Source organism: Variovorax sp. GW821-FHT10B04, from assembly GCF_059415645.1.
In genome coordinates this window covers 335,599-357,799 of sequence record NZ_JBWKNQ010000006.1, presented here as the reverse complement: position 1 = coordinate 357,799, position 22,201 = coordinate 335,599, and the positions used below count along the sequence as shown (strand labels likewise).

Sequence of the window (22,201 nt, the reverse complement as noted above, 5' to 3'; positions counted from 1 at the left end):
GCCGCGCAAGACGCTCGGCTTCCACACACCAGCTGAGATGTTCAGCGAATGTGTTGCATCGACCGGTTGAATCCGCCGTCTGAAGCAGACATAGATATTCAACACGCGCCCCTAGCCACCACGTCCCTTCGATAAAGCACACCCCCAATCCTCCCGCCCCCGCTCGAACGCCAACGCCGCCATCTCCCCAAACCCATACGGCACAGCAACAAGCGTACTGATCCACTCCCCACCCACCCGTTCCACAACCGCATAGCGCGCATCCGGCGCCCCCGTCTCCACAACATGCGGATAAGGCCGCACATCCGAATAAGCCTGCAATCCCACACTCCCCGGATTCACGACAAGCTGCCCGCTGCTCGCTCGCGCAACACGCGGCACATGCGTATGGCCGCAGGCAATCAACTCGACCTCCGCACCAACATCCCCCAACCGCGCATCCACCTCCGCCGCATTCGCCGCCCGAAAATTCCCAGGCTCCACCGTCTCCAGGAAATACGCGATATCGCTGGTCGGCGTGCCATGGCAAAGCAGCACTTCACGGCTCAGCCGATGCACCGGCTTCAACGTCGCCAGCCACGCGAACTCCTTCGCCCCCAACTGCGAATGCGCAAACGCATCAGACAGTCCGCGCTCGCCAGGGCCGAGCGTCAGCAACTGCCGTTCATGGTTCCCCGCCAGATGAACCCAGTGGTGCTGCGCCATCAGGAACTGCGCGGTCTCCAGCGGCATCAGCGGGCCTGACAGGTTGTCGCCCAGGTTGACGATGCAGTCGACGCCGCGGCGGGCGATGTCTTTCACCACGGCTTCGAGCGCGGGCAGGTTGCCGTGGATGTCGGAGACGATGGCGATGCGCATGCGTTGCACCTTTGGGTTGACGTGGAACAGGCGATGATTTTCACGCTCGCATGTCTCGTGCCGCGCCGTCCTGCGCCGGGTCATCCGCGCCCTTGCCCTCGACCCCGCCCTGTCAAAATAACCCGTTCCAACTCCCCTTCCACAGCCTCCCCGTGACCCTCTCCCCCCGCCAGCAGACCATCACCCAGTTCGCGCGCGAGCGTGGTTTCGTCATGGTCGAGGTCTTGGCGGCTGAGATGGGCGTGACGACGCAAACGATCCGGCGCGACATCGGCGTGCTGTGCGACCAGGGCGTGCTCGCGCGCTTCCATGGCGGCGCGTCGTACCGCTCCAGCGTGGTCAACATGCCATACGAGGCGCGGCGCGGCACGCTGGCGCAAGAGAAGGACGCGATCGCGCGCGCAGTGGCAAACGAGATTCCCGATGCGTCCTCCGTGTTCATCGACATCGGCACCAGCGCCGAAGCCGTCGCGCGCGAGCTGCTCAACAAGCGCGGGCTGCGCATCGTCACCAACAACCTCAACGTGGTGCCGATCCTCGCGACCAAGGAAGACTTCGACATCACTGTCACCTGCGGGCAGTTGCGCCAGCGCGATCTCGCACTGATCGGCGACGCGTGCGCGGAGTTCGTCGAGCGCTTTCAGCTCGACTTCAGCGTGCTGGGCGTGGTGTCGATCTCGGCGGACGGCGACATCCTCGACTTCTCGCTGGAAGACGCGCGCCTTACCGAAGCCATCCTGGGCTGCGGGCGCCGGTCTTTCGTGGTCGCAGACCACAGCAAGTTCGGCCGGCCCGCCGTGGCCAAGGTGGCGCATCTGTCGCGGGTCAGCACGCTGTTCACCGACCGGCTTCCCGATGCCTCCTGGGAGCGGCTGCGGGACATGACCGAGGTGACGCTCGCGCCGCTCGCCTGAGCATCTACACCTCGGCGGCCGGCGTGGTGACGCAGCTTGTGTTGCGCCGACTATGTTCACATTCCAACATTTTGACGGTTTTGAGGGCAAACCATTAGCGCATCCTCTCGCAAACTCGCTCGATAATGTTGTTTTACGAACATTAAAAGTGATTTTTGAACATGAAATGGGCTCGCAATGCCGCCATGTCGTCCCCGCTGTTCGCCGGCTCGTGGCTGAACCTGGGCTCCGCGGACACCGCGGCGATCGCCGGCTTGGCCGGCTATGACTGGGTGTTGATCGACCTGGAGCACGGCTCCGGCGACTTCACCGGACTGGTCAATCAGATCGCCGCGCTCGAGGCCTATCGGACGGCGCCGATCGTGCGCGTCCCGAGCATCGACCCGGTGATGTTCAAGCAGGTGCTGGACCTCGGCCCCTGCGGATTGATGGTGCCCAACGTCGAAACGCCCGAGCAGGCACGCGAGGCGGTGCGCTGCATCCAGGTTCCGCCGCTGGGCGCACGCGGCGTGGCGACGTCGACGCGGAACGTGGGCTACGGCTTCCATTACGAGCAGTACGTCCGGGAGGCCAACGACAACCTGCTGACCGTGGTGCAGATCGAATCGCGGGAGGGCTTGCGCCAGGTCGACGCGATCGCGGCCGTGCCCGGCGTGGACGTGCTGTTCGTCGGCCCGACCGACCTGAGCATCGACATGGGGCTGTCGAGCGATCCACAGGACGAGCATTTCCGCGATGCGTTGACCCAGGTGGCGCTCGCCGCGCAACGCCACGGCAAGCTGGCCGGCGCGCTGGTGCGCAACCAGGCGCAGGCCCGCCAGTACCGCGACCTCGGCTACCGCTTCATCGCGCTGGGTTCCGACCGCGGCATGGTCGTCCAGGGCATGAAGGCCAACGCCGCGTTCTTCACGGAACTGGCGGCGGGCAAGGCATGAGCGCCACCCGGCCACCCGAAGGCGCTCGCACCACAGCCCGCAGGGCGGAGGTTGCTCGATGAATGCAGTTGAGCACCTGACGGTGCTGGCCATCGACCTCGGCACGCAGAGCCTGCGCGTCAGTGCGTTGCGCACCGACGGCGAGCGCCTCTGGACCTGGTCGGCCCCGGTCGATTCGCAGGTCCGCGGCGAGACGATCGAGCAGTCGACCGCGCAATGGGCGGACCTGCTGACCCAGGGCCTGCAGGCCGCGCACGATGCCGGAATCCGCCCCGATGCGCTGGCCGCAGCCGGCCCGCTCGCGGGCTACGTGCCGATCGATGGTGAAGGCACTGCGCTGGCACCGGCCGTCATGTATTCGGACCGGCGCAGCGCGATCGACGTGGCGCACATGGAGCGCGTGTTGGGCGACTCGCGGCCTGCGCGCCTGCTGGTGTCCGACCCATTGCCGCACTGGCTGCGGCTCGAGCGCGAGCAGCCCGAAATCGCGAAGCGGACGGCCAGCCTGCTCGATGCCACCGGCTGGCTCAACCACTTCCTCACGGGTGAAACCACGCTCAACAGCTACACCGCGATGCGGCTGTACACGCCCGGAATGCGCGAGCAGGTCGGCGCAGCGGACGGCCCTTTCGGGCGCGAAGTGCCGATCGGCCAGACCATCGGCGGCGTGCGTCCGAGCGTCGGCGCACGCCACGGCTGGGCCAACCTTCCGGTGATTTCCGCGACCTTCGACAGCAAGTGCGCGTACATCGGCAGCGGCATCGACCGCCCCGGCGACGCCACCGACATCTCGGGCACCGTCACCTCGTTCGGCGTGGTTTCCTCAACGCGGGTGGACGACGCCCGGCAGCGCATCTACAGCGTGCCCTTCGGCGCGCAATGGCTGGTGCGTGGCTCGACCGCATGTGCGGGCAGCGCGCTCGAATGGGTGCGCAGCCATCTGCTGCAACAGGGCTTCGACGACCTGGACGCGCTGGCAGCCTCGGTGCCGCCCGGCGCCAACGGACTCACCTTCCTGCCTTATCTGGCCGGCGAGCGCGCGCCGTTGTGGGACCCGCACGCGCGCGGCGCGCTGCTCGGCCTCGGGCTGCACACGACGCGCGCCGACATGGCGCGCGCGGTGTACGAAGGCCTCGCCCTGTCGGTGAGCCACATCGCCCAGACGATGCGCGAATGCGGCGTGCAGATCCGCGAAGTCCGGCTTGCCGGCGGACTCGCGCGCAACGACCTGTTGGCGCAGATGAAGGCGGATGTGCTGGGCGTTCCGGTCGTGCGGATGGCCGACCACGAACTCACGACGCTGGGCCTGGCCGTGATCGCCAGCACGGCGCTCGGCATCCACGTCGATCACGCCAGCGCCGCGCAATGCTTCGTGGCGCAGCAGCGCCGCTTCGTGCCCTGCGCGGACGCCGGGCCGCTGTACGAAGCCGCCCGTGCGCGCTACCTGGCTTGTGCCCAGGCGCTGCTGCCCACTTTCGCCCTGTACGCACCCGCGCCGCGCATTGCGCACGCCATGCACGAGGCGAAAGACGCCCGATCACTTTGACCAAGAACAGGAGACACCATGAACCGATTCACTCTCAACCGCCGCACCCTGCTGGGCGCCGGCACCTCGATGCTCATCCCGGGCGCGCTGTTCGCGCAGACGGCGGGCTATCCGTCTCGCCCCGTCGAGGTGGTGGTGCCCGCATCGCCGGGCGGCGGCACGGACGTGCTCGCACGCCTGTTTGCCGACGCGGCACGCAAGCACTTTCCGCAGCCACTCACGGTGATCAACAAGCCCGGCGCCAGCGCGACCATCGGCATGGCCGAGATCGCCAATGCACGCCCCGATGGCTACAAGATCGGCATGGTCGTGTCGGAGCTGGCCATCATGCCGCACCTGGGTGTGGGCAAGATCACGCCCGCCGACTTCCGCCCCATCGCGGGCCTCAATGCCGACCCGGCAGGCATCACGGTGCGGGCCGACGCACCGTGGAAAACGCTGGAAGAATTTCTGGCCGCCGCACGCACCAATCCCGGTGGTGTGCGTATGGGCAATTCAGGGCCCGGCTCGGTCTTCCAGTTCGCGGGGATGGCTGTCGAGAACAAGACCGGCGTGCAGTTCACGCACGTCCCTTTCCAGGGCGCGGCGCCCAGCGTGCTGGCCCTGCTGGGCGGCCACATCGACGCCATCTCAGTCAGCGTGGCCGAAGCGTCGCAGCAACTGCTCGCAGGCAAGCTGCGCTGCCTGGGTGTGATGTCCGACAAGCGCCTGAAGGGCTTCGATGCCGTGCCCACGCTCAAGGAGCGCGGCATGGACATCCAGATCAGCGTGTGGCGCGGCCTCGCGGTGCCCAAGGGCACGCCCGACGAGATCGTGAACATCCTGCGCACCATGGCCGCGAAGACCGCAGCGGAAGAGTCCTTCAAGACCGGCATGGAGAAGTCCAACCTGGGCCTCGTCTACCAGGAGGCCGATGCCTTCGGCGCCATGATCGACAAGGACAGCGAGGACTTCAAGCGGCTCATCAAGGTGATGAACTTCAAGCTCTGAGAGCTGCAAGCCGAGGTGCGGCGCCGCCGTGGCGCCTCACCCCCCCAACAACTCATTCAACTTCCGCTGCCCGTACTCCTCGTTCGTCGTCCCGTCCTTCGCCCTCGCCCCCCAGAAGTCGGCGTTCCACTTGATCGCCTTCTTCTCGACTTCCGGGCTGTTCGTCCAGTAGTCGCGCAGCTTCGGGTCGGCCGCGTCGTACACGCGCGGTGACGGCAGTGCGACGCTGGTGGCTTCGGCAACGCGGGCGGCGCGTTGCGCGTCCAGGCGGTACGACAGCAGTTGCAGCACGGCGTCCGGGTGCGGCGCGTTCTTCGGGATGGAGAAGAAGTCGTAGTACGTGAAGGCCTGGTCCCAGGTCATCTCCAGCGGCGCATTCGCGTCTTCCTTCTTCAGGCGCGCGACCGGGCCGGTGTACGACAGGCAGGCCGATGCCTCGCCGTCGAGCAGCAGTTGCGGCGCCTGCGAGTTCGTCAGCCACCACTTGACGACGTGCGGCTTGATCTCGGCGATCTTGCGCAGCGCACGGTCGAAGTCGACCGGGTACAGCTTGTCGGGCGTCACGCCGTCGGCCAGCAGCGCCGACTCGAAGACGAAGCGCGACCACTGCGGCAGGCAGCGCTTGCCGGGGAAGTCCTTCACGTTCCAGAAGTCGGCCCAGGTCTTCGGGTACTTCTTCGACGGGAAGGCCTCCTTGTTGTAGACCAACGCCACGCCGATGACCTGCAGCGCCACGCCCTTCGGCCGCACGGCTTCCTTGGGCAGCGACGCGACCGTCTTCTGCGCTTCGGGCGACAGCTTCTTGTAGTCGATGTCGGCCAGGTAGGCGTCGAGCTGGCTCACCTCCTGGTCGAAGATGAAGCCCAGGTCCCACTCGGTGCGCTTGGCCTCGACCTGCGCCTTGATGCGCGGGCCACCGCGCGCTTCCTGCACCGTCAGCACCTTGATGCCGGTGTCCTTGGTGAAGGGGTCGTACACCAGCCGGCGCAGGCCTTCGCCATACGTGCCGCCCGGATCCTGGATCACGACTTCCCTGGCCTGGCTCCAGGCCGCGCCGGCACCGCACAGCGTGCCGACGGCGATGGCCACGGACAGCAGCGCCTGCCGCAAGCGCAACGGATGGGACGGCACGCGTGGCGATGCCTCGGGGCGCGGCTGCGCCACGTTCTGGGTCTTCATGGATGTCCTTCTGTGGAATCGAGTGGATGAATGGGTCGAAACAAATGAATCCGGCGGAGCGCGTTCAGCGCCGCGAGCGCACCGACCAGGCGGAGCGCGCGAGAAAGAGGCCGACGAGGATCAGCGCGACCTCGAAGGTGGCGACCACCGCGGGCACGGGGTCGAGCTTGTAGTTGACGTTGCCCCACAGCCGCAGCGGCAGCGTGGTCATGCGCGAGCCGCTCAGGAACATCGCGAAGACGAGGTCGTCGAAGGAATGCAGGAAGGCGAAGAACGACGCCGCCGCCACGCTGGGCCGTATGGCCGGCAGCGTGACGAACCAGAACACGCGCAGCGGCGACGCGCCGTGCACGGCCGCGGCCTGCTCCTGCCGCGTGTCGACCGACTGCAGCCCGGCCGCGACGATGACCAGCACCAGTGGGATGCCGCCGATCGCATGCGCTGCCGCCAGCCCCCAGACGCCGCCGACCAGGTCGGCCCGCAGGAACAGGCTGTACAGCGACAGGCCGAGCACCACGCCGGGCACGATCAGCGGGCTGACGAGAAAGGTCATCCACGCCGACTTGGCGCGCAGCGTCGAGCGCACCAGGCCCAGCGCGGCCGACACACCCAGCAGCACCGACAGCGCGGTGGCCAGCACGCCGACGATGACGGACGTGCGCAGCGACGCCATCCAGATCGGGTCGGTGAAGAACTTCTCGTACCAGCGCAGCGAATACGACGGCGGCGGGAAGCTCATGTACACGGCGTTGCTGAACGAGATCAGCGCGCCGATGGCGATCGGCAGCAGCAGCGTGAGCAGCGCGATGGCCGCGAGCGCACCGGCGACCACGGACGCCGGCAGTGCGGGAACGCGGCCGAGCACGCGCAGCAGCGGCCAGCCGAGCGCGTCCGCCAGGCGCTGCGCCAGCGCGGCGCGCCACAGTGCCGCGCGCGATGGTGCGCGGCCGTCATCGGCGGCGGTGCGGCGCGCCGCGCGTTGGCCGCCCCAGATGAATTCGAAGCCGAGCAGTCGCCCTGCCGCGACCACCACCGCCAGCGTGACCGCGAGCAGCACCGCGGCCAACGCCTGCAGGAAGCCACCGGCCGCCAGGAAATCCGCCTGTTGCGTGATGTGCATCGCGAACATCTGGTCGGACGGCCCGCCGAGCAGCGACGGCGTGATGAAGAAACCGAGCGCCGAGATGAAGACCAGCAGCACGCCGGCCAGCAGGCCGGGCAGCGTCTGCGGAAACAGCACGCGCCAGAACGCCGCGAGCGGCCCCGCGCCGCTGGCAGCCGCGGCGCGTTGCACCAGCGGGTCGAGCCGTGCCAGGCTGCCGAGCACGGTCAGCACCATCAGCGGCAGCAGCACCGCGCTGATCGAGATCAGCACCGACGCGCGGTTGAAGATGAGCGGCAGCGGCGCATCGATCAGCCCGAGGCCGAGCAGCAGCTTGTTGATCGGCCCGTTGCGGCCCAGCAGCACCATCCACGAGTAGGTGCGGATCAGCACCGAGATGAAGTACGGCAGCACGATGGCCGCCAGCAGCGCCACGCGCCAGCCGCCACGCGCGCGGTGCACCAGCAGCGCGGTCGGGTAGCCGAACAGCGCGCACAGCGCCGCCACCGTGGCCGCGATGCCGAAGGTGCGCAGCAGCGAATTCCAGTACAGCGGCACCTCGAAGACGCGTTCGAAATGCGACAGCGTCAGGCGCGGGCCGCCCGCTTCGCTGGCCACGCTCAGGCGCAGCAGGTCGACCAGCGGCGCCACGTAGAACACCGCGAGAAAGGCCAGCGCAGGCAGCAGCAGCCATGCCGGGTTGCGCAGCGCGGCGCGCCAATCTGCGGCACGCGGCGGCCACGTGCCGATGGCGGACGCCTCGCTCACGCCAGCACCCAGGCGTCTTGCGCGCGCCAGAACAGATGCACCGGCTCGCCGACGGCCGGGCGCTGCGCCGCGACCGGGTCGAGGCAGCGCACCTGCACCGGCGTGCCGTCGGGCAGCAGCGCATCGATGCGCAGGATCTCGCCGAGGAACACGGTCGACTGCACCGTGGCCACGCGTGCGCCCGGCGTGCCGGGCGCGACCAGCGCAATGCGCTCGGGCCGCACCAGCACCTGGACGGCGCTGCCCAGCGCCGGCGCGGGGTTGCCGTGCTGCGCCTCGAAGCGATGGCCGTCGGCGCCGCGCAGCCAGGCGACGCCGGCGCGCAGTTCCTGCACGGTCGCGTCGAACAGGTTCGACTCGCCGACGAAGCGCGCCACGAAGTCGCTGCCCGGCGCACGGTACAGCTCGGCCGGCGTGCCCAGCTGCACCAGCCGGCCACGGTCGAGCACGGCGATGCGGTCGCTCAGCGCCAGCGCCTCGCCCTGGTCGTGCGTGACGAAGACGATGGTGGTGCCCAGCGTGCGGTGCAGCGCGCGGATCTCGATCTGGATCGCCTCGCGCAGGCGGCGGTCGAGCGCGCTCAGCGGCTCGTCCATCAGCACCACGCGCGGCCGGCGCACGATGGCACGCGCGATCGCCACGCGCTGCTGCTGTCCGCCGCTGAGCTCGGCCGGCCGGCGCGCGGCGTGCTCGCCCATGTGCAGCAGCTCCAGCGTCTCGCCGACACGGCGCGCGCTCTCGCCGCGGCCCAGGCCTTCCATGCGCAGCGGGAAGGCGACGTTCTGCGCCACCGTCATGTGCGGGAACAGCGCGTAATGCTGGAACACCATGCCGAAGCCGCGCCGATGCGGCGGCATGCCGCGCACCGATTGCCCATCGACACGGATGTCGCCGTCGTCGATCGGCGAGAAGCCCGCGATGCCGCCGAGCAGCGTGGTCTTGCCGCTGCCGCTCGGGCCGAGCAGCGTGACGAACTCGCCGGCCTCGATCGTCAGGTCGATGCCGTCGATGGCCGCGACGCGGCCGAAACGCCGCGTGACGCCGCGGATGTCGATGCGGCTGCCGTGCGCGCCGACGGCGCCCCTGGCGCCGGTTTCACCCGCGCGGACGTGGCTCGGCGCAGTGGCGGGCGGCGCATCGCGCAGGGCGTGCAGGGACGGATCGGCGGCAACGGAAGACATCGGTGGCAAGTCAGAAAGGGCGGAAGGCACAAAGCCCGCGACCTTAGGCGGCACGGCCGCGCTTTCCAACGACGCATTCCGAGGATCGATATGCGCGTTTCGCGCATAAGCAAGCGCACAAATCTTCGTTCGCCCGCGCGCGCGCGGTGCCTAGAGTCGCTGGCACCCATGAGCATCCCTTCCGCCACGCCCCACGCACGGCCGCAACCGCGGCGCCTGCACCTCAACGTCAACATCCTGCACTCGGGCTTCCTGCCCTCGGCCTGGCGGCCGGCGAGCAGCGACCCGCGCGCCTTCATCGACGTGCAGCACTACGTCCGCGTCGCGCAGATCGCGGAGGCCGGCAAGCTCGATGCGGTGTTCCTGGCCGACAACGCGGCCATCGTCGAGCAGATCCACTTCCGCCCGATCACCGCGCTGGAGCCGACCGTGCTGCTGGCCAGCGTGGCCGCGGCCACGCGCCATATCGGGCTGATCGCGACCGCGTCGACCAGCTACAACGAGCCCTACAACATCGCGCGCCGCTTCGCCACGCTCGACCATGTCAGCGGCGGACGCGCCGGCTGGAACGTGGTGACCACGGCCGACCTGCCCTCGGCCCGCAACTTCGGCCGCGACGCGGTGCCCGACCACGCGCAGCGCTACGCGCGTGCCGACGAGTTCACCCGGGTCGTGAAGGCGCTGTGGAACAGCTGGGAAGACGACGCGCTGATCGGCGACCAGGCGGCCGGCCGCTTCATCGATCCGGCCAAGGTCCTGCCCATTGCGCACCAGGGCGACTTCTTCTCGGTGCATGGCCCGCTGAACCTGCCGCGCACGCCGCAGGGCCATCCGGTGCTGGTGCAGGCCGGCGCATCGGGCGACGGCCGTGCGCTGGCCGCGCGCCACGCGGAGGCGGTGTTCTCGGCGTCGCACACGCTCGAGGATTCGCTGGCCTATGCGCGCGACCTCAAGCAGCGCGCCGAGGCACTCGGCCGCGGCCCAGAGGCACTGCGCGTGCTGCCCGGCCTGACGACCATCATCGGCGCGACCGAGGCCGACGCGCGCCGCCGACGCGACGAGCTGGTCGACCTGATTCCGTGGGACTACAGCCTGACGCGCATCGCCGGCACGCTGGGCCTGCCGCCCGACCGGCTGAAGCTCGACGAGCGGCTGCCCGACGACATCCCGCTGCCGAACGGCGGCAACGGCAACCACACCTTCTTCAACGCCACGATCGCGCTGGCCCGCAGCCGCGACCTGACCGTGCGTGCGCTGATCCGCGAGCTCGCGGGCGGTGGCGGCCACCGCGTGATCGTCGGCACGCCGGAGCAGATCGCCGACGACATCGAACTGTGGTTCCGCGCCGGTGCGGCCGACGGCTTCAACCTGATGCCCGACGTGCTGCCCGATGGCCTGAGCGCCTTCGTCGATGGCGTGGTGCCGATCCTGCAGCGGCGCGGCATCTTCCGCACGGAGTACGAAGGCAGCACGCTGCGCGACCACCTGGGCCTGGCGCGGCCGGCGCATCCGGCGCAGGCCGCACGGGAAGGCGCGTTGTCAGCCGCGGCGCTGGCGGCCTGAACGGCCTGCCCGGCCGCAGACCTTCAGGCCTTTATTCCGCGATCTCCCCGATTTCCTCGGCGTCGTCGACGCCTTCGCAGTGACCGGTGAGCTGCAGCATCTCGTCGACGAAATCGTCCATCGACGGCAGCGCAGGCCATGCCGCGTGCGTGGGCCGTGCAGCGTCGCCGGTCCACTGGAGCAGGTCGAGGTCGGGCTCGGTGCCCGCGTCGAACGCGTGCTGCGTACCCGCAGGCAGCGCGACCCATTCGCCGGCCTCGCACAGCAGGCCGACGAAGCCATCGCCGGTGCGGATGTAGAACAGGCAGGTGCCCTGCGCCACGCCATGCAGTTGCGCGGCAGACGCCACGCGCTCGGCCTGCAGCGCGGGGCGCAGCGCCGGCCAGGCGGCATCGTCCGGCCGCAGGCGCAGCCGGCCGGTGGCGGCCGCTTCGACGCCTTCCTGTGCCGATGCCACGGCGCCGAACGCACCCTGCGCCGCAGCACGCAATGACGCGTGCGATGCGTGCGATGCGGCCTCCGCATCTTCCGGCACGTCCCACCGGCCCCAGGCCACGCCGGCCTGTTCGAGGCTGTGCGAGATGCGGCCGTCGCAGACGTGGGTCTCGCCCCAGCCTGCGTCGGCATCGAAGTGAACCAGGACAGCCATGTGATCGCGCTCTCGAAATCGGGAAGGAAGGAACGGGCTCCGCAGAGCCCGTCGACGAATGTGAGGCGCGACTATAGGCAATGCGGGGCGCCATGCAAACGACGCCTTCGCAATACACCCATGACGCGCAGATCTAAGCGCTGGCGTGCAGCATGTCCTCGAACCAATCGGCTACGCAGGCCGCCTCGGCGGACGCATCGGGCGACAGGCCGTAGTAGTAGCGGTTCAGGCTCATGCGCAGCGTGGGCAGTGGCGACACCAGCCGCCCCGAAGCCAGGTCGTGCGCCACCAGCGACGTCGGCGCCAGCGCGATGCCCAGGCCGTCGACCGCGGCCTGCAGCACGAAGTGCAGATGGTCGAACTGCAGCTTGCCCGCGGACCGCAGGCGCGGTGCGCCCACGTGCCGCTTCCAGTCGTCCCAGTCGGCCTTGCGCGTGCGCGACGACAGCAGCACGTGGTTGGCGAGCGAGCGCAGGTCGTGCAGGGGCTGCTGCGCGAACAGCGCCGCGGAGCCGACCACCAGGACCTCGTCTTCCAGAAAAGGGCGAACCTGGATCGATGGGGGCCAGCCCTTCAACCCGCGGCGGACCGCGATGTCGAAGGCATCGCTGGCCTTCTCGGGCGACACGGTGCTGGTGATGACCTGCGGCTCGATGCCGGGATAGCGTTCGACGAAGGCCGGCAGGCGCGGTATCAGCCAGCGCACGGCGAAGGTCGGCCGCACGTTGATGCGCACCGCGCGGACCGGCGTCTGGCTGCGCAGGGCATGCGCGGCGGTCGCGATCTGCGCCAGCGCGGGGCCGACCTCGGCAAAGAACTGCTGGCCTTCCGCGGTCAGCACCACCTGCCGCACCTGGCGCTCGAACAGCGCGACGCCGAGAAAGGCCTCGAGGCTCTTGATCTGGCGGCTGACCGCACTGTGGGTGACATGCAGTTCCGCCGCGGCGCGCGTGAAACTCTGGTGGCGGGCCGCGGCCGAAAAGGCGCGCACGGCATTCAACGGGGGTTCGCGGCGCAGCATGCGTGCGATTTTCTCACGCATGTGTCACGTTAATGTCGTTTGTCGGTGCTAGGGCATCGGCGCACCATCGCGGCATGTCAGCGCCCGCCATCGTCACCCCCGCCACTCCTGTCGCCTCTCTCGATTCTCTCGATCACACCGGCCAGGTCGACCGCAATTCCCGCAACGCCGCCATCACGCTCGGGCTCTCGCTGCCCGGCGACGTCGTGCTCTACCTGCTGCTGCCGATGTATGCCGCCAGCTTCGGCGTGACGCTGGCCGAGGCCGGGCTGCTGCTGGCGGCCAACCGCCTGGTGCGCATCGCCGGCTACGGCTGGGTCGCGCGCTTCTATGCCCGCAACGGCGACCGGCCGACCTGCACGATCGCAGTGGTGGCCGCGGCGTTCTGCGCACTGGGCTACGCGACGCTGTCCGGCTTCTGGGCGCTGCTGCCGCTGCGCCTGGTCTGGGGGCTGTGCTTTGCGGCGTTGAACCTGTCGACCCAGGCCCTGGCGACCGCCGACCCGATGGGTGCGGCACGGCGCAACGGGCGGTCGCGCGCCTTCATCTCGCTCGGCCCGGTGATCGCGCTGCCCGCCGGCGCGCTGGTGGCGCAATGGGTCGGTCCGCGGCCGATCTTCGTGATGCTGGCGCTGGCGTCGCTGGTGGCGGTGTTCGCCGCGCGCAAGCTGCCGTCCGCGGCGCATTCGATGCCCAAGCCGACGCGCCGCTTCAAGCGGCCCAACAGCCTGGACGTCTGGTCCTTCATGGAAGGGCTGACGCTGGACGGGCTGTTCATCGTCGGCCTGTCGTACCTCGGCCACGACCTGATGCCGACGCACGCGGTCGTCATGGCGGGCGTGCTGATGGCGCTGCGCTACATGGCCGAGATCGTGCTGAGCCCGGTCGGCGGACGCATGGCCGAGCGCTGGGGCGCGGAGCGCATGCTGGTGGCGCTGTCGCTGCTGACCTCGCTCGCGCTGATCGGCTTCGGCGCCGGCCTGCTGTGGTTCTGCGCGGGGCTGATCGTGGTGCTGCGTGCGCTGCAGTTGCCGCTCATGCCGCCCATCGTGGCCCACCGCACGCCCGGCCCGGGCCGCGTGCAGGCACTCGCCGCGCGGGCGGTGTGGCGCGACATCGGCGCAGGCACCGGCCCGATCCTCGCGGGGCTGCTGCTGCCGATCGCGTCGTCGATCTGGATCTACGGCGTGTCGGCGGCGGTGCTGGGGCTGGCGGCCTGGGCCTGCCGCAGCGACAAGCCCGCCGCGGCGCGGGCCTGAACACGGCCATCCCGCAAGAGAGCGCCCAGCGCGTCGCCGGCGGGTCCCGGCCCGCGCGGTGTCTGTGTCATGCTCGGCAGCTCGCGAACTGCAGCCCAAGACTTCGGCTCCGGGTCCGTCACCCGAAGCCGCGCCACGCCCGCCCATGACTCCACAGGCCTCTGCGCCCGCTCTCTCACGCGCCAGCGGCAACCGCCTGGGCATCGTCTCCATGGTCATGGCGATGGCCTTCTTCGGCATCAACGACGCGCTGTCCAAGCAGATCAGCCAGCAGGTGCCGACCTTCCAGCTGATCTTCCTGCGCAGCTTCATCGTGCTGGGGCTGATGCTGGGCGCGATGAGCTTCATGGGCTTCGCGCGCCACCTGCAGCCGCTGCGCCAGCCGGCCGTGCTCGGCCGCGGCCTCATCGATGCGGCCGGCACGCTGTGCTACCTGGCCGGGCTGTTCAAGGTGGCGCTATCGACCGCCACCACCATCACGATGTCGGCGCCGCTGTTCATGACGCTGGCCGCCGCGCTGCTGTTCGGCGAACGCGTGGTGCCGCGGCGCTGGCTGTGTACGGCGCTGGGCTTCGTCGGCGTGATGCTGGTGGTGCAGCCGAACCGCCAGGGCTTCAACGCGTACGCCGGCCTGTGCCTGCTGGGCACGCTGCTGAACGTGGGCCGCGACCTGCTGACTCGGCACATCCACCGCGACACCCATTCGGTCACGCTGGGCGTGGCCTCGTGCATCGCGCTGATCGTGCTGGCGGGGCTGCTGTCGCTCGCGGAAGACTGGCGCGCGCTCGATGCGCGCGCCATGGCGATGCTGGCCGGCGCATCGATCTTCCTCGCCACCGCGCACATCTTCCTGGTCCAGAGCATGCGGCATGGCGAGCTGTCGGTGGTTGCGCCCTTTCGCTACGTGAGCCTGCCGCTGGCGCTCACGCTGGGCTACCTGATCTGGCACGACATCCCGCAGCCGATGGCCTGGGCGGGCATGCTGCTGATCGTCGGGTCGTCGCTCTACGTGTCGCGGCGCTGAGGCGCACGCGACCGGCCGCACGCCCAATACCCCTCGCGCACGTCGGCTGCCTGCAGGCGCTAAAAAGGCGGGCGCGCGGCATCGCGTCGCACCTTCTTCCAACCCACCCGACAGGACTCCCATGAGCACGCTCTACGACATTCCCCTCAAGCGCATCGACGGCACCGAAGCCTCGCTGGCCGACTACCGTGGCGAGGTGCTGCTGGTGGTCAACGTGGCGTCCAAGTGCGGGCTCACGCCGCAGTACGAAGGGCTCGAGAAGCTCTACCAGGCCAAGCATGCGCAGGGCCTCGAAGTGCTGGGCTTCCCGGCCAACAACTTCAAGGGCCAGGAGCCCGGCACCGACTCGGAGATCAGCCAGTTCTGCTCGCTGAACTACAACGTCGACTTCCCGCTGTTCTCCAAGATCTCGGTGACCGGCGACGACAAGCATCCGCTGTATGCCGCGCTGACCGAGGCGCAGCCGTCCGCCATCGGCGACGGCCCGTTCCGCGCACGGCTGAAGGGCTTCGGTGTCGAAGGCGGCGAACCGGCCGACGTGCTGTGGAACTTCGAGAAATTCCTGGTCGGCCGCCAGGGCGACGTGGTCGCGCGCTTCGCGCCGGACGTGGCCGCGGACGACCCGCGGCTGCTGCAGGCGGTCGAGGCGGAACTGGCCAAGGGCTGAGCCGAAGGCGGCGTCCGCCGCGCCCGGCGCAGCGCGTCACGCCGCTGAATCGGTCCGACGGGCCGCCGCTGCGGCAGCGGCGCTCGGCCTGGGCACGAAGCCCACCTGAAGGCCGAAGATCGATGCGATCTTGTTCAGGGTATCGATCGTCGGATTGGCCTTGTCCGACTCGATCTGCCGGAGGCTCTGGACGCTGAGTCCGCGATGTCTGGCGAACTCGGGCTGGGTCAGCTTGCTGATCCGGCGCATGGCGGCCACCGCCTGGCCGACCGTCATCGACCCCGTCGTCACGGCCGCATAGAAATCGTCGCGCAGCTGGCGCTCGCCGTCGGGGTCCGCGTGCTTGCGGCGCTTATCCACGACGGCCACCTTTCAACGCAGACGCAGACACCGCAGACGCGGATGTTCGCGTGGCGAGGGCGGCGAGCTGCTCGGCCTGCCGGTCGATCGCCTGGCGACACCCTTCCAGCACCGGGGCTTCGATGCCGCAATCCGCGGCCATCTCCGGAATGGCCGCGACCCTGCCTGCGAAGCCAGCCAGTGCGCTGGCGATCTCGTTGCGTTCGTCGTCGCCCACTTCCAGCGTCTCGACGACTTCGGCCCATGTCTGCTGCACCTTGCCATCGTCGTCTCGCCAATGGCAGCTTCTCGCGATGACTTCGCTGTCGAGGTACATCGGCGCGAAATCGAACACCGGCGTGAGCTGCACCGCACCGCTGCGCAGCCGCTGCACCGCGGTATTGCGCGCATGGTTGTCCGTGTTGCGCATGGCCTGGTTCAGCACGTCGCGCAGCATGAACTCGATGGTCTCGCGCAGCGGATCGTCGACGACCGCGCGCAAGCCGGCAAGCAGCTTCTGCTGGCGCTGCGGCAGCCCGAAGCCACGCACGTCGCAAAGGCTCGCCAGGCTCTCCTGATGGAGCCGATGGAGCGTGCCGTCGACCACCTCGCGATCGAAACGGCGAACGAAGAGTCGCTCACCATGCAACTGAGGTTCGGCGAGCGTGCGCAGGCCACAGCGCGCGGCGAGCCTCAGGTAGGCGGCCTCGTTGCGCAGCACCATGCGGTCCTCGTCCGATCGGCCGCGTGGCAACTTGACGAGCCAGTGCGCGGCTGCACGCGCGTCGGGCAATGCCATGTCGGCAAACCAGCGCGCCTCCGCGTCGACGCTCAGCAGGAACTTGGGCGCGACGCCCTGCACGCCGGTCGTGCCGGAAGCAAGCATGGCGTGCGAGGACAAATGGTCGAGAAAGCCCTGGCTGCGCTGCAGAACATCGTCGAGCGTGAAGCCTTGCAGGCTCCCGGCGTCGGGATTCGCCTGCTCCTCGGCGCGGAAGAACGCCAGCGCCGTGTCGAAGCGCAGGCAGCCGATCGGATTGAACGCACCGGCCAGGACCAGCGGCAACACCAGCCGATCGGCGTCGGCCATCTTCAGCCGGTCGAGCAGGTAGGTGCGGCCCCGGCCCTGCGGCACCAGGTCATGGACAAAGGCCGGCGCCCGTCGATCGAGCTCACGGCCCGTCGGTCCCCCCACGAAGCGGTCGGGCTCGAAGCCCAGCGGCAGGCCCAGCGCGACGGGCCATGGATCGTCGCTGAAGACGTATTCGGGCAGGTATTCGAACCGACAGGTGTCGGGCCCCAAGGCATGGATGGTCGCGGCCGACTGCCACGCGCCGTTTCGATGGATCTGTACGACGGCAGTGGAATGGCTCGGCATGATTTCACCATCATAATGGTCATTATCCAAAACCGAAGCTCATTTGTTTATCTATTAAAGTAAACAAACTCCTTCATCACCGCACCCGTCCACAGCACCCGCCCGCCGGCCCCGCACAGGTCACAACCCCAGCCGCGTCAGGGCCCAGGCCACGGCCGCCAGTTGCACCAGGTTGAGCACCATGCCGGCGATGTGCAGCCGCCTGAACTCGCGGATCGACGCCTCGGCGGCCGGGATGGTCTCGCGCAGAACGTCCATGCGCGGAATGATGATCCAGCCGCGCAGCGCGAACGCCAGGGCTGCGATGACGGCCATGCCGAACGCGAAGACCGGTCTGCCGGCCCACGCGTAGCTCAGGGTGGCCGCAGTCGCGGTCAGCATCACCGCCAGGTAATAGACGTTGAACAGGCCGCGGATGAAGCGCGAGTCCAGCGGGGTGTCGTGCGCCAGCACCAGGAGCGGCAGCGACCCCATCATGAAGAACCCCATCCAGACCAGCAGAACGACGGTGGCCATGAGCGCGACGACGATGGGAAGCATCCGGGAACCCTCCGCACTTTCGAACAAACCTTGCCGACCGATGGGTGCCGCAGATGGGCGGCACCCGATGCCCGCCTCACCCCGCCGGATCGAACCCCGGCGCTTGCGTCAGCTCGGTGGGCTTGTAGATCTTGTGCTGCGCCGCGGGGCCGCCGGCGTCCGACACCACGACCATGCGCCACAGCGGATCGCGCACCGAGTCCATGCGCTCCTCCTTCGTGAGGCGGAAGGTGGGCGACCCGGTGGACGTGCCCTTCACCGCGACCTTGAGCAGCATCGCGCCCTTGGCATTCGACACCTCGATGTCGTGGCCCACGTTCTGGGCGCTCACGTTCTCGGCCTTGTAGCCGTAGCTGCTGAAATGGCGCGTGACGTAAGCCACCGCGGCAGCCTGGACGTCCTCGGCCGAAACGGCTTCGACCACCTCGGCCACGGCCTTCTCTTCGACCGGCAAGCCGCCGCGCGCCTTGGCGGTCTCGATTTCGGCTTCGGTCGGCACCCAGCCGCGCGGACCGCGCACGAGCACCGCCATCCGCTGCTCGGGCTCCCAGCTCGCGACGTGCCATTCGTCGTCGTCGCGAACGCGGGTCGACACCTTCGCGCCCTTGTTGCTCTCCAGCTCGACGATGGCGATGCGGTTGGTCTGCAGCACCGCGCGAAAGCCCTGGCCGGCGTCGAAGGTGCGCTTGAGCAGCACCAGCCGGTCCTTGGCGCGCTGCAGCTGGTTGGCGTTGCGCGGACTGCCGTCGGCGCGATGCTGCGCGTCCAGCGACTCGAGGCAGAACCAGCGGCCGCCGGTGCCGACGTTCACGTATTCGGCCCAGACGGTGGCGATCACGTTGTCGCCGGTCGCGAGCCAGGCGGCATCGAACGGCTTCTCGCGTGCGTCGAACACACCCATCTTGGCGACGATTTCGACCGGCGTGAGCCGCGGTCCTGACAGTCGCTTCTCATCGATGACGGCGAGTATGCGGGGGTCGACTTCCTTGTCCATTGTTCAGTGATCTTCTGGCGAGTTTCGGGGGGCGGGAGTATGCCGCATCCGCTGTCGCCAGGTCCGGCGCGCGCATGCGGTTGCCGGAGATTCTCGCCGGACGGTCGCATGCGCACCAGGCGCCGTGCCCGATCAGATCACTGCGGCTCGCCGAGCGACAGCATCAACCGGTTGGCCCAGTTGAAGAAGGCGGCGCCGTGGATCACGTCCGAGATCGCCAGGTCGTCGAGCCCTTCGGCGCGCAGGCGCTCGACGTGCGCCGCGCCGAAGGTCGGCGGGGTCGACGACAGCGCGACCGCGGCATCGACGATCGCGTCCCAGCGCGTGTCGATGCGCGCACCCACGCCTTCGTCCAGCAGGCGCTGCACGTCGTCGCTGCGGTGCGAGAAGTGCGACGCGAAACGCGCATGAACCGACGCGCAGTAGATGCAGCCGTTGTAGCGCGACGCCGCCGCGGCCGACAGCTCGCGCTCGGCGCGCGGCAGGCCGGCTTCGGGGTTGTAGAAGATGTCCTTGTCGGTCAGCGTGCGCGACCGCAGGATGTCCGGGTCGCGTGCCAGCAGCATGAAGTACGGCGACTTGGCCCGCGACGCGTCGACCAGGCCGGCGCGGTGCCGGTCGGTCAGCTCGCTCTCGGGCAGCGGCGCGAGCCAGGGCAGCCATTGCAGCTCGGCCTGCGTGAAGGCGGTGGGCGGCGTGTTGTCTGCATGCTGCAGGGTGGTTTCGTTGCTCATGTTCAGGCCTTCCGGCTCGGTTCGAATGCAGCAGGAGAAGACGGATGCGCGGCCAGCGCCTGCAGGCCGGTCACCACACGGATCTGGAAAGCCAGGAAGGCCACCAGCTGCGACAGCGTGACGATCTCGGTCGTCGACCAGCCGGCGTCCAGCAGGGCCTGCAGCGCAGCCGCGCTCGCGTCGCGCGGATGGAACACCAGCAGATGCGCATGCGCCAGCCCGGCGGACAGCCGCGCGCCGAGCACGGCGCGATGCGCATCGGCGACCACCAGCAGCGGGCCGTCGACGTCTTCGGCGCTCAACGGGCCGGCCGGATAGCGGCCGTACGGACCCTGGGCATGGCCCGCGGCGGCCTCGGCCTCGATGGCCTGGCGCAGCGCCGGGCTGGCGCCGCTGTCGGCGAGCGCCGTGGCATAGAAGGCCGCGGCGCCCAGGTGCGCATGCAGCGTGGCGACGAAGGCGGCCACCGCGAAGCGCTCGGTGCGCGTGAAGGCGCTCCTGGCGCCGGCAAGCTCGGCGGGTTCGAACAGCGCCAGGTAGCTCTGCTGCGCGTGCTCGCGCGCCTGCAGCCGGTGGTTGCGCAGGAGATCGGCGGGGTCGCCCGGGCGCAGCCCGGTCAGACGGTCGATCACGTCGGGAACGGAAGAGGAAGACGATGTCATGCGTAGGAAGCCTGGGTGTGTTCGGCGGCCAGCCGGGGTGCGACCTCGCTGGCCAGCAGCGAGATCGAACGGAGGATGAAGGCGTGCGGCGGATCGACCGGATGCACCTGGAACACCAGATCGGTCACGTGGTCGAGCGTGCGGTCCGCGCGCAGTGAGGCGACGACGTCGTCGGGCGTGCCGACGTGCACGTCGTAGCCGGCGATGAGTTCGGCCAGGCTCGCGTCCGGGCCGGGCCGCGTGGGATCGGCCGAGGACATCAGCGCCGCGCTGCGCCGCAGCCCGGCTTCGGCCAGCCGCAGCGCCTCGCGCCGGTCGTCGGCCACGAAGACCGAGCGCGACCCCAGGACGCGGGGCGCGCGTCCGGCCGGCAGCGCGGCACGGTAGGCATCGATGATGGGCTGCTGGATCTCGGCCAGCGAAAGACCGGGCTGGCCCGGCGGCCGGGGCTGGGTGCGCGACAGCATCAGGCCGTCGCCCGCCAGCCCGGCGCGCGCACCGCCGGCCACCGAGAAGGTGGCCTGCCAGAAGCGATCGAGCAGTTGCGGCGCCACCGGATAGAGCGTGTCGCCGCCCGCCAGCGGCGTGCCGGCCAGGGCACCGCGCACCTGGGCGAGATGGCGCGCGAAGATCTCGGCGCGCCGCTCGCTCGCCAGGCCGAAGGCGGTGAACGAGGCCGGCGTGCCGCCGGTACCGACACCGAATTCGAGCCGCCCGCCGGACAGCAGGTCGAACACCGCGGCATCTTCGGCCACGCGCACCGCGTTCTCCATCGGCAGCGTGACGATGCCGGTGCCGAGCCGGATGCGCCGCGTGCGTGCGGCCACCGCGGCCAGGAACACGAAGGGCGACGGCAAGCCGCCTTCGGACTCATGGAAATGATGTTGCGCCACCCAGGCGCTGTCGAAGCCGGCCGCCTCGGCATGAACGATCTGTTCGATCACGAGGCGATAGCGCTCGGCGGCGGGCACCGCATCGAGCAGGCGGCTGAAGAAGCCGAGGCGCCGCCGTGCGGGCGGCGTGGAAGGTGTCGCAGTCACGATGGGATTTCTTTCGATGGCACGGAGATGGACGCGCCAGCGCCCGCCGCAAGTTCCGTGCGCAACGCCGCGCCGTGCGTCAGGCGGGTGTCGAATCCGTTCCGGCCGTCTGTGCCGGCCGACCGCAGGAACACGCCGAATGGCCCGTCGCCATGCGCCGCCAGCCGGTTGGCGAGGATGTCGCTCGCGTCGCCTTCCTGCGGCAGCGGCGACACCAGCAACAGCGTGCTGCGGCCCAGGGCGATCGACGCGACGCGCGCGCTCGCGTCCGGCAGCGAGACGGCCGGCCCGACGGCCGACGCGCCAGCCTCGCCGAGCAGCGCGCGATAGCGGGCCAGCGAGGCATCGATGTCGCGCACGGCGATCGACAGGCTGGCGACGCCTTCCACGCCATTCGGATGGATGCGCGCGTCGCCTTCCGGCACGCGCAGCGCGCGCGGGCTGATGTCGCCGCACAGGAAGGGCAGGTCGGTCGACGGCGGGCGCGCAGTCTGCCAGCGCAGGCGCTCGCCGTCGGGGCGCACCCGGCCGCCGTCCAGCGGGCCTTTGAGCGCGAGCCCGCGGCGCGCGGCGTCGGCCACGGTGGCAGCGGTGTCGGCCGGCAGCAAGGCGAAGTCGACCAGGCCTTCGCCATGCTGCTGCAGCCATTGCCACCAGCGTTCGTGCGGCGCGGGCGCGGTCCAGGCGATCAGCTCGAAGTAGCTGCCGTCGCCGAACACCACGAGCGCGTTGTGCGTGGTGCGGCCTGGATGGGCGCCGCCACGCAGCACGTTGAAGCCGAGCGCCGTGTAGTCGGCCACGGCACTGTCGAGGTCGTTCACGGCGATCACGATGTGATCGAGGGTCAGGGTCACGGGG

General features: G+C 69.5%; 22 protein-coding genes. 8 read left to right on the top strand and 14 right to left on the bottom strand.

Annotated elements, in window-relative coordinates; translation table 11 throughout:
* Positions 1-111: 111 nt before the first annotated feature.
* A complete protein-coding gene (locus AC07PZ_RS17860) occupies positions 112-858 on the bottom strand; it encodes a metallophosphoesterase family protein (protein WP_495296460.1) in 747 nt (248 codons plus the stop codon).
* Positions 859-1,010: 152 nt separating this feature from the next.
* Between AC07PZ_RS17860 and AC07PZ_RS17855 the strand changes: the two genes are divergently transcribed.
* The 4 genes from AC07PZ_RS17855 to AC07PZ_RS17840 all read left to right on the top strand — a co-directional run bounded on the left by AC07PZ_RS17855 (position 1,011) and on the right by AC07PZ_RS17840 (position 5,243).
* The gene (locus AC07PZ_RS17855; RefSeq protein ID WP_495296459.1) at positions 1,011-1,772 is read left to right on the top strand and encodes a DeoR/GlpR family DNA-binding transcription regulator; all 762 of its coding nucleotides are present in this window, start codon (positions 1,011-1,013) and stop codon (positions 1,770-1,772) included.
* Positions 1,773-1,957: 185 nt separating this feature from the next.
* A complete protein-coding gene (locus tag AC07PZ_RS17850; RefSeq protein ID WP_495296458.1) occupies positions 1,958-2,707 on the top strand; it encodes an HpcH/HpaI aldolase family protein in 750 nt (249 codons plus the stop codon).
* 58 nt (positions 2,708-2,765) lie between these two features.
* Entirely contained in the window at positions 2,766-4,253 is a 1,488-nt protein-coding gene (locus tag AC07PZ_RS17845) for a xylulokinase (RefSeq protein WP_495296457.1), read from the top strand.
* Between the two features lie 18 nt (positions 4,254-4,271).
* Positions 4,272-5,243: a tripartite tricarboxylate transporter substrate binding protein gene (locus AC07PZ_RS17840; protein WP_495296456.1), complete on the top strand. Its 972-nt coding sequence runs from the start codon at positions 4,272-4,274 to the stop codon at positions 5,241-5,243.
* 36 nt (positions 5,244-5,279) lie between these two features.
* On the opposite strand, the gene AC07PZ_RS17835 is transcribed toward AC07PZ_RS17840, so the two are convergent.
* The 3 genes from AC07PZ_RS17835 to AC07PZ_RS17825 form a co-directional block, all read right to left on the bottom strand.
* Complete coding sequence (locus AC07PZ_RS17835; RefSeq protein ID WP_495296455.1) at positions 5,280-6,422, bottom strand: extracellular solute-binding protein; 1,143 nt, start codon at positions 6,420-6,422, stop codon at positions 5,280-5,282.
* 64 nt (positions 6,423-6,486) lie between these two features.
* Positions 6,487-8,292, bottom strand: a complete 1,806-nt coding sequence (locus AC07PZ_RS17830) for an ABC transporter permease subunit (protein WP_495296454.1) — start codon at positions 8,290-8,292, stop codon at positions 6,487-6,489.
* Positions 8,289-9,473: an ABC transporter ATP-binding protein gene (locus AC07PZ_RS17825; RefSeq protein ID WP_495296453.1), complete on the bottom strand. Its 1,185-nt coding sequence runs from the start codon at positions 9,471-9,473 to the stop codon at positions 8,289-8,291. The genes AC07PZ_RS17830 and AC07PZ_RS17825 overlap by 4 nt, the downstream gene beginning before the upstream one ends.
* Positions 9,474-9,641: 168 nt before the next feature.
* Between AC07PZ_RS17825 and AC07PZ_RS17820 the strand changes: the two genes are divergently transcribed.
* Complete coding sequence (locus AC07PZ_RS17820; protein WP_495296452.1) at positions 9,642-11,036, top strand: LLM class flavin-dependent oxidoreductase; 1,395 nt, start codon at positions 9,642-9,644, stop codon at positions 11,034-11,036.
* 31 nt (positions 11,037-11,067) lie between these two features.
* Here the strand turns inward: AC07PZ_RS17820 and AC07PZ_RS17815 are convergent, their stop codons facing one another.
* Together AC07PZ_RS17815 and gcvA are read right to left on the bottom strand one after the other, a co-directional pair.
* Positions 11,068-11,685, bottom strand: a complete 618-nt coding sequence (locus AC07PZ_RS17815; protein ID WP_495296451.1) for a cupin domain-containing protein — start codon at positions 11,683-11,685, stop codon at positions 11,068-11,070.
* Positions 11,686-11,818: 133 nt separating this feature from the next.
* Positions 11,819-12,727 (bottom strand): transcriptional regulator GcvA, encoded by a 909-nt coding sequence (gene gcvA / locus AC07PZ_RS17810; protein ID WP_495296450.1) that lies wholly within the window; start codon positions 12,725-12,727, stop codon positions 11,819-11,821.
* A 53-nt stretch (positions 12,728-12,780) separates the two neighbouring features.
* On the opposite strand from gcvA, the gene AC07PZ_RS17805 reads away from it, so the two are divergent.
* From AC07PZ_RS17805 to AC07PZ_RS17795, 3 genes are all read left to right on the top strand, one after another.
* Positions 12,781-13,965, top strand: a complete 1,185-nt coding sequence (locus AC07PZ_RS17805) for an MFS transporter (protein WP_495296449.1) — start codon at positions 12,781-12,783, stop codon at positions 13,963-13,965.
* A gap of 145 nt (positions 13,966-14,110) precedes the next feature.
* Complete coding sequence (locus AC07PZ_RS17800) at positions 14,111-14,989, top strand: DMT family transporter (RefSeq protein WP_495296448.1); 879 nt, start codon at positions 14,111-14,113, stop codon at positions 14,987-14,989.
* A 121-nt stretch (positions 14,990-15,110) separates the two neighbouring features.
* Positions 15,111-15,656, top strand: coding sequence for a glutathione peroxidase (locus AC07PZ_RS17795; RefSeq protein WP_495296447.1), 546 nt, complete (start codon positions 15,111-15,113; stop codon positions 15,654-15,656).
* Positions 15,657-15,692: 36 nt separating this feature from the next.
* Here the strand turns inward: AC07PZ_RS17795 and AC07PZ_RS17790 are convergent, their stop codons facing one another.
* The 8 genes from AC07PZ_RS17790 to AC07PZ_RS17755 all read right to left on the bottom strand — a co-directional run bounded on the left by AC07PZ_RS17790 (position 15,693) and on the right by AC07PZ_RS17755 (position 22,197).
* Complete coding sequence (locus AC07PZ_RS17790) at positions 15,693-16,016, bottom strand: helix-turn-helix domain-containing protein (protein WP_495296446.1); 324 nt, start codon at positions 16,014-16,016, stop codon at positions 15,693-15,695.
* Positions 16,009-17,373: a type II toxin-antitoxin system HipA family toxin gene (locus AC07PZ_RS17785; RefSeq protein WP_495296445.1), complete on the bottom strand. Its 1,365-nt coding sequence runs from the start codon at positions 17,371-17,373 to the stop codon at positions 16,009-16,011. The genes AC07PZ_RS17790 and AC07PZ_RS17785 overlap by 8 nt, the downstream gene beginning before the upstream one ends.
* Positions 17,374-17,493: 120 nt before the next feature.
* The gene (locus AC07PZ_RS17780; RefSeq protein WP_495296444.1) at positions 17,494-17,913 is read right to left on the bottom strand and encodes a hypothetical protein; all 420 of its coding nucleotides are present in this window, start codon (positions 17,911-17,913) and stop codon (positions 17,494-17,496) included.
* A 76-nt stretch (positions 17,914-17,989) separates the two neighbouring features.
* Positions 17,990-18,907 (bottom strand): protein NO VEIN domain-containing protein, encoded by a 918-nt coding sequence (locus AC07PZ_RS17775; RefSeq protein ID WP_495296443.1) that lies wholly within the window; start codon positions 18,905-18,907, stop codon positions 17,990-17,992.
* A 137-nt stretch (positions 18,908-19,044) separates the two neighbouring features.
* On the bottom strand, positions 19,045-19,641 hold the full coding sequence (locus AC07PZ_RS17770; RefSeq protein WP_495296442.1) for an alkylhydroperoxidase domain protein: 597 nt from the start codon (positions 19,639-19,641) through the stop codon (positions 19,045-19,047).
* A gap of 2 nt (positions 19,642-19,643) precedes the next feature.
* A complete protein-coding gene (locus AC07PZ_RS17765; protein ID WP_495296441.1) occupies positions 19,644-20,303 on the bottom strand; it encodes a CMD domain protein in 660 nt (219 codons plus the stop codon).
* Positions 20,300-21,343, bottom strand: coding sequence for a putative FMN-dependent luciferase-like monooxygenase (locus AC07PZ_RS17760; RefSeq protein WP_495296440.1), 1,044 nt, complete (start codon positions 21,341-21,343; stop codon positions 20,300-20,302). The genes AC07PZ_RS17765 and AC07PZ_RS17760 overlap by 4 nt, the downstream gene beginning before the upstream one ends.
* Positions 21,340-22,197, bottom strand: a complete 858-nt coding sequence (locus tag AC07PZ_RS17755) for a VOC family protein (protein ID WP_495296439.1) — start codon at positions 22,195-22,197, stop codon at positions 21,340-21,342. Before AC07PZ_RS17755 ends, AC07PZ_RS17760 begins: the two co-directional genes overlap by 4 nt.
* Positions 22,198-22,201 lie beyond the last annotated feature (4 nt).

Excerpts from the sequence above, each read along its gene's own strand:
- AC07PZ_RS17815 (WP_495296451.1), bottom strand. The coding sequence starts at position 11,685 with ATGGCTGTCCTGGTTCACTTCGATGCCGACGCAGGCTGGGGCGAGACC.
- AC07PZ_RS17795 (WP_495296447.1), top strand. The coding sequence starts at position 15,111 with ATGAGCACGCTCTACGACATTCCCCTCAAGCGCATCGACGGCACCGAA.
- AC07PZ_RS17835 (WP_495296455.1), bottom strand. The coding sequence starts at position 6,422 with ATGAAGACCCAGAACGTGGCGCAGCCGCGCCCCGAGGCATCGCCACGC.
- AC07PZ_RS17825 (WP_495296453.1), bottom strand. The coding sequence starts at position 9,473 with ATGTCTTCCGTTGCCGCCGATCCGTCCCTGCACGCCCTGCGCGATGCG.
- AC07PZ_RS17785 (WP_495296445.1), bottom strand. The coding sequence starts at position 17,373 with ATGCCGAGCCATTCCACTGCCGTCGTACAGATCCATCGAAACGGCGCG.
- AC07PZ_RS17770 (WP_495296442.1), bottom strand. The coding sequence starts at position 19,641 with ATGAGCAACGAAACCACCCTGCAGCATGCAGACAACACGCCGCCCACC.
- AC07PZ_RS17780 (WP_495296444.1), bottom strand. The coding sequence starts at position 17,913 with ATGCTTCCCATCGTCGTCGCGCTCATGGCCACCGTCGTTCTGCTGGTC.
- AC07PZ_RS17860 (WP_495296460.1), bottom strand. The coding sequence starts at position 858 with ATGCGCATCGCCATCGTCTCCGACATCCACGGCAACCTGCCCGCGCTC.
- AC07PZ_RS17850 (WP_495296458.1), top strand. The coding sequence starts at position 1,958 with ATGTCGTCCCCGCTGTTCGCCGGCTCGTGGCTGAACCTGGGCTCCGCG.
- AC07PZ_RS17765 (WP_495296441.1), bottom strand. The coding sequence starts at position 20,303 with ATGACATCGTCTTCCTCTTCCGTTCCCGACGTGATCGACCGTCTGACC.
- gcvA (WP_495296450.1), bottom strand. The coding sequence starts at position 12,727 with ATGCGTGAGAAAATCGCACGCATGCTGCGCCGCGAACCCCCGTTGAAT.
- AC07PZ_RS17840 (WP_495296456.1), top strand. The coding sequence starts at position 4,272 with ATGAACCGATTCACTCTCAACCGCCGCACCCTGCTGGGCGCCGGCACC.
- AC07PZ_RS17805 (WP_495296449.1), top strand. The coding sequence starts at position 12,781 with ATGTCAGCGCCCGCCATCGTCACCCCCGCCACTCCTGTCGCCTCTCTC.
- AC07PZ_RS17800 (WP_495296448.1), top strand. The coding sequence starts at position 14,111 with ATGACTCCACAGGCCTCTGCGCCCGCTCTCTCACGCGCCAGCGGCAAC.
- AC07PZ_RS17775 (WP_495296443.1), bottom strand. The coding sequence starts at position 18,907 with ATGGACAAGGAAGTCGACCCCCGCATACTCGCCGTCATCGATGAGAAG.
- AC07PZ_RS17820 (WP_495296452.1), top strand. The coding sequence starts at position 9,642 with ATGAGCATCCCTTCCGCCACGCCCCACGCACGGCCGCAACCGCGGCGC.
- AC07PZ_RS17845 (WP_495296457.1), top strand. The coding sequence starts at position 2,766 with ATGAATGCAGTTGAGCACCTGACGGTGCTGGCCATCGACCTCGGCACG.